The following is a 13,894-nucleotide window of genomic DNA, read 5'->3' on the forward strand; positions in this document are numbered from 1 at the left end:
TGCGTCGTGCCCGGCCTGCAGGCTGGCGGATCTACGGCATGGATTGTCCGATATGTGCAATTCCATTTGAAAACGCCAACGGACAATGCGCCGCTCCATCGCCTTTCCAGCAGGACCTCCCCATGTCAGCCCGCAAGCCCCTGGACACCCAAGCCGTCGCCCTGATGCTGTTGCTGTGCACGATTTGGGCGCTGCAGCAGATCGCGGTGAAGGCGGGCGCCGTGGACATGGCGCCGCTGCTGCAGATCGGCCTGCGCTCCGGCATCTCGGCCGTGTTGCTGGCGCTGCTCATGGCGTATCGCGGCGAGCGCGTGTTGTGGCGCGACGGCGCCTGGCGCCCGGGCGCGCTGGCCGGAGCGCTGTTCGGCCTGGAGTTCCTGGTGGTGGGCGAGGGGCTGCGCCACACCAGCGCCTCGCACATGGTCGTCTTCCTCTACACCGCGCCCATCTTCGCGGCGCTGGGCCTGCACTGGCGGCTGCGCGCGGAGGCGCTGCGGACGCTGCAGTGGGCGGGCATCGCGGTGGCGTTCGGCGGCATTGCCTGGGCCTTCCTGGGCCGTGGCACGTCAGGCGCGGCCGTCGGCGACAACCCGCTGCTGGGTGACGCGCTGGGCCTGCTGGGCGGCGCGGCCTGGGGCGCGACCACGGTGGCCATACGCTGCTCGCGCCTGTCCTCGGCGCCGGCCACGGAGACGCTGCTCTACCAGCTCGTGGGCGGCTGCGTGCTGGCGCTGGCGGGCGCCCTGGCCTTCGGCCAGATGAGCTTCACGCTGACGCCGCGGCTGCTGGGCAACCTGGCCTTCCAGTCCATCGTGGTGTCCTTCGCCAGCTACCTGGCCTGGTGCTGGCTGCTGCGCCGCTACCTGGCGTCGCGCCTGGGGGTGTTCTCCTTCCTCACGCCGCTGATTGGCGTGGGTGCCGGCGTCGTGCTGCTGGGCGAGCCGCTGGAGCCGGCCTTCGTCCAGGGCGCGCTGCTGGTGCTGGCGGGCATCGTGCTCGTGAGCGGGCATGCGTGGGTGGCGCAGGCGCTGGCCGCGCTTCGCGCCAGGACCCTGGGGAAACCCCGAGGCATCTGACAGCCGACCGACAGCGCCCCTCACAACAATCCAGCCGCGACGGGGGCGCGGCGATTGCTGCACGCCCGCACACCAGGCGCCGCTGCCCGCGGCGCTCCCACAAGAGACACAACAAAGGGTGCACGCATGGACATGACCAGCGGCTTCTGGCTGGCGCTGTTGCAAATCATCGGCGTCAACATCGTTCTTTCCGGCGACAACGCGGTGGTGATCGCGCTGGCCGCGCGCGGGCTGCCGGCCGAGCAGCAAAAACGCGCCGTGGCCTGGGGCAGCGGCGCGGCCGTCGTGATGCGCATCGTGCTCACGCTGGTGGCGGTGGAGCTGCTGCGGCTGCCCTACCTGAAGCTGGTGGGCTGCGTGCTGCTGCTGTGGATCGCCGTGCAACTGCTGGTGCCGGAAGAAGAAGGCGAAGGCCATGGCGCCGCCGCCACGGGTATGGCAGCGGCTGTGAAAACCATCCTGCTGGCCGATCTGGTGATGAGCCTGGACAACGTCATTGCCGTGGCCGCTGCGGCCAAGGGCAACAACGTGCTGCTGATCGCGGGCCTGGCCGTGTCGATTCCGCTGGTGGTGTTCGCCAGCCGGCTGCTGCTCACGCTGATGGAGCGCTGGCCCGTGATCATCACCCTGGGCGCTGCGCTGCTGGGCTACGTGGCCGGCGAAATGGCCATCGGCGACCCGGTGGTGAAGCCGTGGATAGACGCCAACGCGCCCTGGCTGCACTACGCGGCGCCGGTGGCGGGCGCGGCCCTCGTGCTGCTGGTGGGCAAGCTGCTGGCCGCGCGTGCAGCGCGGGCTCCTGCGCCCGTGGCGGCTCCCGCACTGGCCGGGGCCGGCGTGGCGCCGCTGCAGCGCGTGCTGCTGGCTTCCGACGGCTCGCCGGGCGCGGCCCAGGCGCTGCAGCGGCTGCTGGCGCTGCGCGCGCAACTGCGCGAGCCCGCGGCGCTGGAAGTGCACGTGGTGAACGTGCAGCGGCCGGTGTCCGGCGACGTGGCGTCCTTCGTGCCCAAGACTTCGCTGGACGACTACCACCACGAGCGCGCCGAAGCCGCGCTGCAGCCCGCACGCGCGGCGCTGGCCGCCGCGGGCGTGCCCTTCAAGGAGCACCAGCACGTGGGCGACCCGGGCGCGGCCATCAGCGACGTGGCCGCTGCCCAGGGCTGCGACCTCATCGTGATGGGCGCGCAGGGTTTGGGCTCGCACACCGCCGCGCTGCTGGGCTCGGTGGCGGCGCGCACCTTGCACCTCTCCCGGGTGCCGGTGATGGTGGTGCGCGCCTGAGCGAGCTGGCCCCGCGGCGCGGGGCGGCGCGTCAGCGCAGCAGGTCCAGCAGCGTGCGGGCGACGACCTTGGTGGCGCGGCGCAGGTCTTCGAGCGCCACGCGCTCGTCGTTGCGCTTGGCGTGGCTCTCCAGCACGGTGCGGGGGCCGGCGCCGTAGATCACGGCGGGGATGCCGCGCTCGCAGTACAGGCGCACGTCGGTGTAGAGCGGCGTGCCGGAGGTGGGAATCTCCTCGCCGAACACTTCGCGGCCGTGCTGCTGCAACGCCTCCACCAGCGGCGCGTTGCCGGGCAGGGGCTGCATGGCGCGGGCCATGAGCATGCGGCGCACGTCCACCGCGATGCCGGGGCAGGCGGTGGCGGCTTCCTGGATGACGCGGCGGATGTCGGCCTCGACCTGCACCGGGTTCTCCTCGGGAATCATGCGGCGGTCCAGCTTCAGCACCACCTTGCCCGGCACCACGTTGGTGTTGGTGCCGCCCTCGATGCGGCCGACGTTGAGGTAGGGGTGGCTGATGCCCGGCACCTGCGAGGTCACCTGCTTGTAGAGCCGGTTCTGCTCGTACAGCGCGTTGAGGATGGCGACAGCGCCCTGCAGCGCGTCTACGCCGGTGTCTGGAATGGCGGCGTGGGCCATCTTGCCCTGCACCGTCACTTCCATTTGCAGGCAGCCGTTGTGGGCCGTCACCACCTGGTAGCTGAAGCCTGCCGCCATCGCGAGGTCGGGCTTGGTCAAGCCCTTCTTCAGCAGCCATCCCGGGCCCAGCTCGCCGCCGAATTCCTCGTCATAAGTGAAGTGCAGCTCCACGCCGCCTTTGAGCTGGGTACCCAGCGCTTCGAGCGCGCGCACGGCAAAGGTAAAAGTGGCGAAGTCGCTCTTGCTGACGGCGGCGGCGCGGCCAAACAGCTGGCCGCCTTCGATCTCACCGCCGTAGGGATCGTGGGTCCAGCCTTCGCCCGGGGGCACCACGTCGCCGTGGGCGTTGAGGGCGATGGTGCGGCCGCCGTCGGCGTAGCGCCGGCGCACGATCAGGTTGGTGATGCTCTCCAGGCCGCCGGCCTTCACTTCCTCCGCCGGGACGGCGTGCCTCTCGACGTCGAAGCCGAAGCCGCTGAGCAACTGCGCGGTGCGCTCGGCGTGCGGTGCGTTGTTGCCCGGGGGCGTGTCGGTGGGGACGCGGACCATCTCCTGGAGGAAGGACACCTCCTCGTCGAAATGGGCGTCTATCCAGGCGTCGAGTTGGGCGTAGGGGGTGGTCATGTCGTCCTCTGAGGTCAAGCAGGAAAGTCTGTAGGAGGCCCGCTTGCGGGCCGAATGGCAGCGATGGCTGGCGTCGTGATGGGGCGGCGGTTCGGCCCGCAAGCGGGCCTCCTACAAGGGGTAGTTGTCGCTCGTCCGGCTTCAGGCCAGTTGCACCAGCAACTGGTTGAAGGCTTGGACGCACAGCTCGGCGTCGTCGTTGCTGATGCTCTCCAGCGGGTTGTGGCTGATGCCGGCGTTGCCGCCGCGCAGGAACAGCATGGCTTGCGGCATGGCCTCGTGCAGCTTCATGGCGTCGTGGCCGGCGCCGCTGGGCATGCGGAACACGGGCAGCCCAAGCGCCTGCACGGCCTGCTCCCAGCGCTGCTGCCACTCAGGCGCGCTGGGCGCGGCGGCGGCGCGCAGGGTCTCTTCCAGTTTCAAGGCCACGCCGCGGCGCTCGCAGAGGCGCTGGGCCTCGGCGCGCACATCCGCCAGGCAGGCGTCGCGCACCTCGTTGGTGGTGGCGCGGATGTCCAGGCTGAAGCGGCAGCGGCCGGGGACGACGTTGATGGAGCCGTTGGGCACGTCCAGCATGCCCACCGTGCCCACGAGATCCGGTACTTCAGCCGCCCGCTTTTCCACGTACAGCAGCAGCTCGGCCACGGCGGCTGCCGCGTCGCGGCGCTGGCCCATGGGCGTGGTGCCGGCGTGGCTGGCTTGGCCGGTGATCTCGCCCATGAGCCGCACGCTGCCGTTGATGGACGTGACCACGCCCAGCGGCAGGTCCAGCGCGTCCAGCACCGGGCCCTGCTCGATGTGCACTTCCACGAAGCCCAGGTAGCGGGCCGGGTCGCGCTGCAGCGCCGGGATGTCTTCAATGCGCAGCCCGGTTGCCTGCATGGCCTGGCGCATGGAAACGCCGTGGGCATCGGTCTGGTCCAGCCAGCGCTTGTCGAACTGGCCGACGAGCGCGCCTGAGCCCAGGAAGGTGGCCTTGTAGCGCTGGCCCTCTTCCTCGGCGAAGCCGACCACTTCGATGCCGAAGGGCAGCCGCTGGCCGGCGCGCTGGAGCTCGCGCACGCAGGCCATGGGCACGAGGATGCCCAGGCGCCCGTCGTACTTGCCGCCGTTGCGCACGGTGTCGTAGTGGCTGCCGGTGAGCAGCCGTTTGGCGTCCGGATCGCTGCCGTGGTAGATGCCCACCACGTTGCCCACGGCGTCGATGCCCACGTCGTCGAAGCCGCAGTCCTGGCGCATCCAGTCGGCGAGCTGGCGGGCGCAGGCGCGGTGCGGCTCGGTCAGGTAGGTGACGGTGAGGGCGCCGTCCTGCTCGCTGTGCTGGGCGAGCTGCTCGGCCCAGTCCCACACCTGGTTGCCCAGCGTGGGCGTGAAGCCGAACTTGTCGTTCAGGCGCATCTCGGCAATGCGGTGGATGTGGCGCAGCGCCTCGGCGAACTCGAAGTCCGGGTGATGGGCCAGGCGGCGCTCGAAGGTCTCGATGATCTGCCGCCGGTGCAGGCCGGTGCCGCGCGGGCCGCGCACGGCCATGATGAAGGGCCAGCCGAAGCGCGCGTTGTACTCGGCGTTCAGGCGCTGGAGCTTGTCGAACTCGGCCGGCGTGCAGTCGGTCAGGCCCGCCTTGCCCTGCTCGTGGGTGGACTCGGCCGTGAGCGACTGGGCCACCATGGCCCTGCCGGCCAGCTCGGGGTGGGCGCGTATGAGCCCAAGCTGCGCTTCACGCCCAGCCTCGTGCAGCACGTCCACCAGCGCGCGCTTGAGATGCGCCAGGCTCAAGAAAGGCCTGCGTTGCCAGGCCTTTTCGGCGATCCAGGGCGAGTGTTCGTACACGCCGTCCAGCAGCGCGGTGAACTCGGCCTGGGGCGCGGCGTTGAGGCTTGAGAGGGTGAGCGTGGGGTGCATGGCGTCTCCGGGATCGTCGTCCTGCCGCTGGCGCCGCGGGCGGGGTGCCAGCCTCGGCTTGGGCGCTGCGGTGAAAGTGTGCGCATAAGTGTATACACAAGAGCGCACGAAATGCTCGGCAATTCCCTACCGGAGTGCATGCACCACGACGGCTCCATGTGCTTCACGGCGGTGCGTGGTGCACCGCCGTGAGCCTGGAAAACCCACGTTCGAGGGAGGCTTCAGCAGCCTGCGGAGGCTGGCCACTGCCTGGCCCGGGTCTTGCAAACAATCGAGTCTTGTCGTTGGGCGGTCCGGGAAAACACGGTCCGCTTGGCGCACCAGTCTGTATACAGTTTGTTCACGTCGCCGCGGAGCCCGCGCGGGCGCCTCGCACAGCGAGGGCCTGCATCAGGTTGCGACGTTCGCTCCTCACAGAGCCCGCTGTGGTGAGGGGAAGAGGCCGGCACTTTCCCAAGCGCCGGCCCTTCTTCCGCTGTTCACCGATGGACGTTTCCTACCTCATCGACTGGGCCAACCTGCTGCTGCGCTGGGCCCACGTCATCACCGCCATCGCCTGGATCGGCGCCTCCTTCTACTTCGTGATGCTGGACAACAGCCTCGGCGCGCCCACGCATTCGGACCTGAAGAACAAGGGCGTGGACGGCGAGATGTGGGCCGTGCACGGCGGCGGCTTCTACCACTCCAACAAGTACATGGTGGCGCCCAAGTGGCTGCCGCTGCCCGAGAACCTGCACTGGTCGTACTGGGAGAGCTACTCGACGTGGCTCACGGGGTTCGGCCTCTTCACGGTCCTGTACCTCTTCAACGCCGGGACCTTCCTGGTGGACAAGAGCGTGCACGACTGGTCCGCGGGCGCGGCCATCGGTGCGGCGCTGGGTTTCCTCGCGGCCTTCTGGCTGCTGTACGACGGCATCTGCCGCACGCTGGGCCGCAGGAAGAACGGTGACCTGATCGTCGGCGTGCTGGTCTTCGCGCTGGTGGTGTTCGCGGCCTGGCTGGCCTGCCAGCTGTTCGCGGGCCGCGCGGCCTTCCTGCTGGTGGGCGCGATGATGGCCACGTCCATGAGCGCCAACGTGTTCTTCTGGATCATCCCGGGCCAGCGCACCGTGGTGGCGCAACTGCGCGCCGGGCAGCCTGTGGACCCGGTGCACGGTCAGCGCGGCAAGCAGCGCAGCGTGCACAACACCTACTTCACGCTGCCGGTGCTGATTGCCATGCTGTCCAACCACTACGGCTGGCTGTACCAGGCCAAGAACAACTGGCTGGTGCTGGTGCTGCTGATGCTGGCCGGCGCGCTGATCCGCCACAGCTTCGTCTCGCGCCACAAGGCGCATGTGCTGGGCAAGCGCACGCCCTGGGAGCACGCCGTGGTGGGCACGCTGACGCTGGCGGGCCTGGCCTTCTGGCTGGCGCCTCCCCCGCGCGGCGACGCGGCCCTGGCTGCCGTGCAGCAGCCCGCGGGCTTCCAGCAGGTGCGCGCGGTGGTGGAGCAGCGCTGCGTGCTCTGCCACAACGCCCAAGTGCAGAACAAGAACGTGGCGCTGCACACGGCCGAGCTCGTCAAGGCCCACGCGCAGGCCATCTACCAGCAGGCCGTGGTGCAGAAATCCATGCCGCTGAACAACGCCACGCAGATCACGGACGCCGAGCGCGACCTGCTCAAGCGCTGGTACGAAGGCGGCGCGCCGGCGCAGTAACCCCCTTTTCCAATCCGCACGCGACTTCCATCGTGGCCGCGCCCAGGTGCGGCGCCGCGAGGCCGCGCTTCATCCCTCAACCACCTTCTTCGACAAGCCATGGCCACTTCCCAGACCCATCCGGTGGATGAACGATTGCCCACCGGCCGCCTGGCCGCGCTGGGCCTGCAGCATGTGCTGGTGATGTATGCCGGCGCCGTGGCGGTGCCGCTCATCATCGGCCGCGCCCTCAAACTCAGCCCCGAGCAGGTGGCGATGCTGATCTCGGCCGACCTGTTCTGCTGCGGCCTGGTGACGCTGATCCAGTCGCTGGGCTTTGGCCGCCACTTCGGCATCCGGCTGCCGGTGATGATGGGCGTGACCTTCGCCGCCGTGGGCCCCATGGTGGCCATGGCCAACGCGCAGGGCGGCGTGGAGGGGGCGCGCGCCATCTTCGGCGCCATCATCGGCGCGGGGTTGATTTCCATGGCCATCGCGCCGCTGGTGAGCCGGCTGCTGCGCTTTTTCCCGCCGGTGGTGACGGGCAGCATCATCGCGGTGATAGGCATCAGCCTGATGCGCGTGGGCGTGGGTTGGGCCCTGGGCGGCCCCGCCAACCTGGCGCAGCAGGTGGACGTGCCCAAGCTCGTGGCCATGGTGGACGCGGCCAAGGCCGCGGCGGCCTCGGCGGCGGCCGGCGCCTCGGCGCCCGCGCTCAAGCTGGGCCCCATTCCCATGGTGGACAACCCCGCCTACGGCGCGCTGGACAACCTGGCCGTGGCCGGCTTCGTGCTGCTGGTCATCCTGGCCATCAGCCGCTTGGGCCGCGGCTTCGTGGCCAACATCGCCGTGCTGCTGGGCATCATTGCGGGCTGCGTGGTGGCCACGCTGCTGGGCAAGATGGGTTTCGACAAGGTGGCCAAGGCGCACTGGTTCGACGTGGTGACGCCCTTTTCCTTCGGCCTGCCCACGTTCGACCCCGTCATGGTGCTGACCATGACGCTGGTGATGATCGTGGTGATGATCGAGTCCACCGGCATGTTCCTGGCGCTGTCGGACATCACGGGCAAGCCGATCAGCCGCGCGGAGCTGGCCGCGGGCCTGCGCACCGACGGCCTGGGCACCGTCATAGGCGGCGTGTTCAACACCTTCCCCTACACCAGCTTTTCGCAGAACGTGGGCCTGGTGGGCGTCACGGGCGTGAAGAGCCGCTGGGTGTGCGTGGCCGCGGGCCTGATCATGGTGGTGCTGGGCATGCTGCCCAAGATGGCGGCGCTGGTGGAGTCGGTGCCGGTCTTCGTGTTGGGCGGCGCCGGGCTGGTGATGTTCGGCATGGTGGCGGCCACGGGCATACGCATCCTGTCCACCGTCAACTACCAGGCCAACCGGCACAACCTGTACATCGTCGCCCTCTCCATTGGCGCCGGGATGATCCCGCTGGTGGCGCCGCGCTGGATGCAGCAGATGGCGCATGGCCTGCACCCGCTGCTGGACAGCGGCATCCTGCTGGCCTCCATCACCGCCGTGGCGCTGAACCTGTTCTTCAACGGCATGCGCAGCAGCGCCGGTGAGGCCGTGGCCGCCGCCAAGGCGCAGGACGCGCATGCCTGACCCGACGCGGCTTGACCGTCGGCGCCGCGGCGCCTAAATCCAACAACGGGCCCTGCGGGGCCCGTTGTCCTTGGCGGGCCCTGGCCTGGCGGCATGGGCCTTGCCCAGCGGTGGCAACGTCACTTTGCGGGAGAGTCGCATGCAGCAGGATCAGCTCAGGCAGCGCATCAACCAGGTCGAGCAGTGCGCGGAGGACGCCAAGCGTTCTTCGTATGGCAACACCGTGCCGGCCGAGGTGCGCGAGTGCGTGGACAAGATGTACTGGCAGGCGCGCCAGGCCCGCGCGGCCTGCAGTCCGCAATTGCAGCAGCAGGTGGCCGGGGTGGATCAATTGCGCGGCATGGTGGACGAGCTGCAGGAGTTGGGCGGCCGCGCCGTGCAGGCCTGCCGGGCCAGCGGCAACGTCGACCCGGCGCTGGAGAAGGCCGTGCAGCGCGCGCATGACGAGACGTCGCGGCTGCGCCAGCAGATGGGGTGAGGCTCGCTGGGAGCCGCCGCGCGGCCCCCGCCAACGAAAACGGGCTCCCGAAGGAGCCCGTTCTCATGTTGCCTCGACGCAGCGCTATCGCTGCCTCAGAACGACGTCCACTCGTCGCTGTCCGAGGTGCCGGTGCGCGCCGGCGGCGGCTCGGCGGCGGGCGGCGTGGAGCGGGGCAGGGTCTTGCGGCTGAAGTCCGGGCGCATCACGTTGGGGGCCGTCGCCAGCTCCCTGCTGCTGGACGCGGACGCCATGGCGGTTTGAACCGGCTTGGCTTGCAGCGGCGCGGGCATGGCGGGCACCATGGCTTGAGCCGCCCGCGAGCCCATGGCGCCGCCATGGCTGTGCAGTTGGAACACGGCCACCGCGTGCACCAGTTGCAGCGCCTGCACCTTGAGGCTTTCGGCGGCCGCGGCGCTTTCTTCCACCAGCGCGGCGTTTTGCTGCGTGGCGTGGTCCATCTGCGTCACGGCGCTGCCCACCTGCACCACGCCCTTGCTCTGCTCGGCGCTGGCGGCGCTGATCTCGGCCATGAGGTCGGAGACGCGCTGCACGGCCGTCACCACCTCTTCCATGGTCTTGCCGGCCTCGTCGGCGAGTTGCGAGCCGTGCTCCACGCGGCTGACGCTGTCCGTGATCAGGCTCTTGATTTCCTTGGCCGCCGTGGCGCTGCGCTGCGCCAGGTTGCGCACTTCGCCGGCCACCACCGCGAAGCCGCGGCCATGCTCGCCGGCGCGCGCGGCTTCCACCGCGGCGTTCAGGGCCAGGATGTTGGTCTGGAAGGCGATGCTGTCGATCACGCCGATGATGTCGGCGATCTTGTGCGAGCTGGCCTCGATGCCGCGCATGGTCTCCACCACCTGCGCCACCACCGTGCCGCCCTTGGCCGCCACGGAGGAGGCGCCCACGGCGAGCTGGTTGGCCTGGCTGGCGTTGTCGTCGTTGTGCTTGACGGTGGCGCCCAGCCGGTCCATGGCCGCGGACGTCTGCTCCAGCGACGTGGCCTGCTGCTCGGTGCGCTGGCTCAGGTCCAGGTTGCCTTGCGCAATCTGCGCGCTGGCCGTGGCCACGCCCTCGGCGTTGTCGCGCACGCGCGCCACCGTGACCGTGAGCTTGTCCTGCATGGTGTTGAGCGCGCCCAGCAGCTGCGCGGTCTCGTCGCTGCCCTCGACCACCACTTGCGCGCCCAAGTCGCCCTCGGCCACGCGCAGCGCCACATCGCAGGCGCGCTTGAGCGGACGGGTGATGGAGCGCGTGATCAGCAGGCCCATGAGCATGGACAGCGCCATCATGGCCGCGGTGCAGCCTATGAGCAGGTTGCGCGCGCCGGCGTAGGTGGCCTCGGCATGCTCGTAGGTCTGCCAGTTGGCGGCGTCCTGCAGCCGGATGGTCTCTTCCACCAGGGCCTGCCAGGCCAGGTTCAGCGGGCGGGCCTTGGTCATGAGCAGCGACATCGCCTCATCGCGGTGGTCGATCATCGCCAGCTTGTACAGCTCCTCGTTGATCGGCCGCGCGGCAAAGCGGGCGTCGTCGAGCTGCTTGAGCAGGGCGTCGAATTCTTGCGAGGTGTGGATGTCCTTGAGCGCCTCGCGCGAGACGTCGTAGATCTTGGCGTTGCTCTCCAGCTCTTCCTTGAGCTTGCCGCGCTCGGCCTCGTCGGTGACCAGCACCAGCGTCGGCAGGATGCGGTTGGCGTTGTGGATGGCGTCACTCATGGTGTGCGCATACGCACTGGCCACGTTGTTCTTCTTCACCACCACTTCCAGGTTCTCCTGGATCTCCGACAGCTTGTAGAGCGACAGACCGGAAGATGCGAAAGACATGAGCATGATCAGCCAGAAGGCCGTGCCCAAACGGAGCCCGATCTTGAAGTCGGCAAGTTTCATGAAAGCTGTTCCTCTCCTCCGGACCGCGGATGCTGCGGCGGTACTTCCGCGGCGGACTTTGCAGCAGGACGGGCCAACTTGATCTGTGCCAAGTCAAGCCCGTGTTTGCGTGAAGTCAGATTATTTGTGTCAGGAGGCTACAAACGCGGTGCTGGCGTGCACGGCAGCGTGAAGGTTTGCTCACCTGCCGAAAACCTTTTGCAGGATGGCGCTGCCCGTGGCGATGGGGTCCTGGCGGATGCGGCGCTCCTCCTCGCCGATCATCAGGTACAGCCCGTCCACCGCCTTGGCCGTCACGTGGCGCTCCAAGTTGGCATCCTCGGCCTTGACCAGGCCCATGGCGCCGGCCTTGCCCACGAGCTCGTTGTAGCTCTGGGCCAGCGACACCTTCTCGGTGGCGCGGGTGACGATGGGCAGGAAGCGCTGCGTGAGCGGCTGCCGGGTGCGCGAGGCGAAGAAGTCCGTCACCGAGGTGTCGCCGCCGCGGACGATGCCCAGGGCGTCCTCCACCGACATGGACCGCACGGCCTCCACCAGCAGCGCCTTGGCTTCCGGCACGGCCGCCTCGGCGGCGCGGTTCATGGCCGTGACGAGCTCGTCCACCCGGCGCTGCTGCCCCATGAGCTTCAACACGCCCGAGGCCTGCTCCAGCGCCGGCGGCAGCGGGATGCGCACCTTGGGGTTGTCCAGAAAGCCGCCCGGGCGGCCCAACAACGCCACCGCGCTGGCCGCGCCCCGCTCCAGCGCCGCACGTATGCCGGTGGCGGCGTCCGCCGACGTGACGGCTGCCTGCGCCAGGCCCGGCACGCCCGCCGCACAGGCCACCGGAATGGCCACCAGGAACACGCGACGCTGCATCTGCTTCTCCAACTTGTTTCGAATCAATTCTAGAACCGCGCGAAGACTGCTCATCGTGCCTTGTCCATCCCCGGAGCACGCCCCCGGGGCATGGCCGGTATTCCCGGGAAAGCCCTGGGCGCGAAGGTGATCCGATTGGATACGCCCGGATGCAATCCGGGCCGGCCGAGCGTGCATTTGCCCCTCGCCGGGCTTTGCTGCAGCGCGCAAACTTGTTTCATGCGGCCCTGACCACCCCCGTGATCAGGCGTCGCCTTGGGGCGCCCTACCCAGCTGCGGGGTGGGGCGGAACAGTGAGCGTCGTCAGGAATTTCCGGGACCCGGCATGTTGACCTACGCCACGCTGGCCGCCGCGGGCATCTCGCCGCGGGTTGCCGACACCTTCACCCCCTTGCTGGCGCAGGCCTGCGAGCGGTTCGACATCCGCACGCCGGCGCGCATTGCCGCCTTCGTGTCGCAATGCGCTTTCGAAAGCCGCGGGCTGGTGGCGCTGGAGGAGGGCATGGTGTTTCGCACGCCGGAGCGCATCTGCGTGATGTGGCCGGACAGGGTGCCTGACCTCGACGCCGCCGAAAGCCTGGTGTGCGCGCCGCAGGCGCTGGCCAACCAGGTGTTTGCCGGCCGCCACGGCAACGGCGACGCCGCCAGCGGTGACGGCTGGCGCTACCGCGGGCGCGGGCTGATCCGGCTGCTGGGCCGCGCCAGCTACTGCGAGGCCGGCGCCGCGCTGCAGCGCCCCTACGAGGCGTTGCCGGACCTCGTGGCGCGCCCGGCCGACGCCTGCCTGGCCGCGGCCTGGTTCTGGCAGCGCCGCGGTTTCAACGAGATGGCCGACCGGCTGCAGTTCGACGCCATCACCCGCTTCGCCCACGAGCAGGTCTCGCCCATGTGCGGGCTCTACGAGCGCCGCGCCCTCTACCGCGGCGCGCTGGCGGCGCTGGAGGACATGCGCTGCTGAGGCGCTGCCGCGGGGGCCGGGGTTGGGCGCGCGGCCCGCTCAAGAGGCCGGCCGCGCCTGGCGCAGCACCTCGGCCGCTTCCCGCTCCAGCAGCGGCCCTTCCACAAGCACGGGCGGCCGGCTGCCCGCCAGCACGTCGGCGCAGCACGCGGGCAGCAGCTCTCCGCCCAACAGCTCGGCCATGAGCGGGTTGGAGGCGGCCCACACGATGCGGCGCACGCCGGTCCAGAACATCGCGCCCGCGCACATGGCGCAGGGCTCGCCGCTGGCGAACACGGTGGCGCCGCGCAGCGCGTCGCGGCCCAGGCGGGCCTGCGCCTCGCGCACCAGCACCAGCTCGGCGTGGGCGGTGTCGTCGGCGTCTGTCTCCTGGCGGTTGCAGGCTTCGTGCAGCAGGCGGCCTTCGGGGGAGAGCAGCACGGCGCCGTAGGGCCGGTTGCCCGCGGCCAGCGCGCGGCGCGAGGCGGCGATGGCGCGCTGCATGGCGGTGGTGTCGTCCAGGGTCATTGGGCGAAGTCCTTTCAACTGCCGCGGTAGGTGGAGGCGCTCCAGGGCGTGCACAGCAGCGGTACGTGGTAGTGCTGCTGGACGTCGGCGATGGCAAAGCGCACGGGCACGGTCTGGTCCACGAACAGGGCCTCGTCCGCGCGCTGGCCCTGGCGCTCGTAGAACTCGGCCACGTGGAAGCTCAGCTCGTACTCGCCGGGTTGGGCGGCGTCGGCGCTGAGCACCGGCTCGTCGGTGCGGCCGTCGGCGTTGGTGCGCAGCGTCTTGACGAGCTGCCAGCGCCCGTCGCGCCGCATGGAGAAATCGATGCGCATGCCCGCGCCCGGGCGGCCGCCGTGGTTGTCGAGCACATGGGTGGAAATGCCGGCCATGGGGTGTCTCCTTCTGTGGGTTGTGG

Annotated in this window: 12 protein-coding genes and 1 pseudogene; 7 read left to right on the forward strand and 6 right to left on the reverse strand. The window is 69.8% G+C overall.

Annotation, left to right across the window (positions count from 1 at the left end):
• Positions 1–122: 122 nt before the first annotated feature.
• The 3 genes and pseudogenes from SM757_RS25300 to SM757_RS25310 all read left to right on the forward strand — a co-directional run bounded on the left by SM757_RS25300 (position 123) and on the right by SM757_RS25310 (position 2,357).
• The gene (locus SM757_RS25300; protein WP_322467521.1) at positions 123–1,076 is read left to right on the forward strand and encodes a DMT family transporter; all 954 of its coding nucleotides are present in this window, start codon (positions 123–125) and stop codon (positions 1,074–1,076) included.
• Between the two features lie 126 nt (positions 1,077–1,202).
• Positions 1,203–1,874 (forward strand): annotated as a pseudogene (locus tag SM757_RS25305) (TerC family protein); the annotation flags it as partial.
• Positions 1,875–1,931: 57 nt separating this feature from the next.
• A complete protein-coding gene (locus SM757_RS25310; RefSeq protein WP_322467537.1) occupies positions 1,932–2,357 on the forward strand; it encodes a universal stress protein in 426 nt (141 codons plus the stop codon).
• Positions 2,358–2,388: 31 nt separating this feature from the next.
• On the opposite strand, the gene SM757_RS25315 is transcribed toward SM757_RS25310, so the two are convergent.
• Both SM757_RS25315 and SM757_RS25320 read right to left on the reverse strand, forming a co-directional pair.
• Positions 2,389–3,618 (reverse strand): M20 family metallopeptidase, encoded by a 1,230-nt coding sequence (locus tag SM757_RS25315; protein ID WP_322467522.1) that lies wholly within the window; start codon positions 3,616–3,618, stop codon positions 2,389–2,391.
• A 141-nt stretch (positions 3,619–3,759) separates the two neighbouring features.
• On the reverse strand, positions 3,760–5,520 hold the full coding sequence (locus SM757_RS25320; protein WP_322467523.1) for an allantoate amidohydrolase: 1,761 nt from the start codon (positions 5,518–5,520) through the stop codon (positions 3,760–3,762).
• Positions 5,521–6,005: 485 nt separating this feature from the next.
• Between SM757_RS25320 and SM757_RS25325 the strand changes: the two genes are divergently transcribed.
• From SM757_RS25325 to SM757_RS25335, 3 genes are all read left to right on the forward strand, one after another.
• Positions 6,006–7,220, forward strand: a complete 1,215-nt coding sequence (locus SM757_RS25325; RefSeq protein ID WP_322467524.1) for a urate hydroxylase PuuD — start codon at positions 6,006–6,008, stop codon at positions 7,218–7,220.
• A gap of 99 nt (positions 7,221–7,319) precedes the next feature.
• On the forward strand, positions 7,320–8,810 hold the full coding sequence (locus tag SM757_RS25330) for a nucleobase:cation symporter-2 family protein (protein ID WP_322467525.1): 1,491 nt from the start codon (positions 7,320–7,322) through the stop codon (positions 8,808–8,810).
• 139 nt (positions 8,811–8,949) lie between these two features.
• On the forward strand, positions 8,950–9,288 hold the full coding sequence (locus tag SM757_RS25335) for a hypothetical protein (RefSeq protein ID WP_066343481.1): 339 nt from the start codon (positions 8,950–8,952) through the stop codon (positions 9,286–9,288).
• 95 nt (positions 9,289–9,383) lie between these two features.
• Here the strand turns inward: SM757_RS25335 and SM757_RS25340 are convergent, their stop codons facing one another.
• Complete coding sequence (locus tag SM757_RS25340; protein ID WP_322467526.1) at positions 9,384–11,174, reverse strand: methyl-accepting chemotaxis protein; 1,791 nt, start codon at positions 11,172–11,174, stop codon at positions 9,384–9,386.
• 180 nt (positions 11,175–11,354) lie between these two features.
• Positions 11,355–12,032: a DUF4197 domain-containing protein gene (locus tag SM757_RS25345; RefSeq protein WP_322467527.1), complete on the reverse strand. Its 678-nt coding sequence runs from the start codon at positions 12,030–12,032 to the stop codon at positions 11,355–11,357.
• A gap of 325 nt (positions 12,033–12,357) precedes the next feature.
• Between SM757_RS25345 and SM757_RS25350 the strand changes: the two genes are divergently transcribed.
• On the forward strand, positions 12,358–12,990 hold the full coding sequence (locus SM757_RS25350) for a glycoside hydrolase family 19 protein (RefSeq protein WP_066340026.1): 633 nt from the start codon (positions 12,358–12,360) through the stop codon (positions 12,988–12,990).
• Positions 12,991–13,029: 39 nt separating this feature from the next.
• Here the strand turns inward: SM757_RS25350 and SM757_RS25355 are convergent, their stop codons facing one another.
• Positions 13,030–13,497: a nucleoside deaminase gene (locus SM757_RS25355; RefSeq protein ID WP_322467528.1), complete on the reverse strand. Its 468-nt coding sequence runs from the start codon at positions 13,495–13,497 to the stop codon at positions 13,030–13,032.
• Positions 13,498–13,511: 14 nt separating this feature from the next.
• Positions 13,512–13,868, reverse strand: coding sequence for a hydroxyisourate hydrolase (gene uraH, locus SM757_RS25360; protein WP_322467529.1), 357 nt, complete (start codon positions 13,866–13,868; stop codon positions 13,512–13,514).
• Positions 13,869–13,894 lie beyond the last annotated feature (26 nt).

It is taken from the genome of Azohydromonas lata, assembly GCF_034427735.1.
GTDB classification, from domain to species: domain Bacteria; phylum Pseudomonadota; class Gammaproteobacteria; order Burkholderiales; family Burkholderiaceae_C; genus Azohydromonas; species Azohydromonas lata.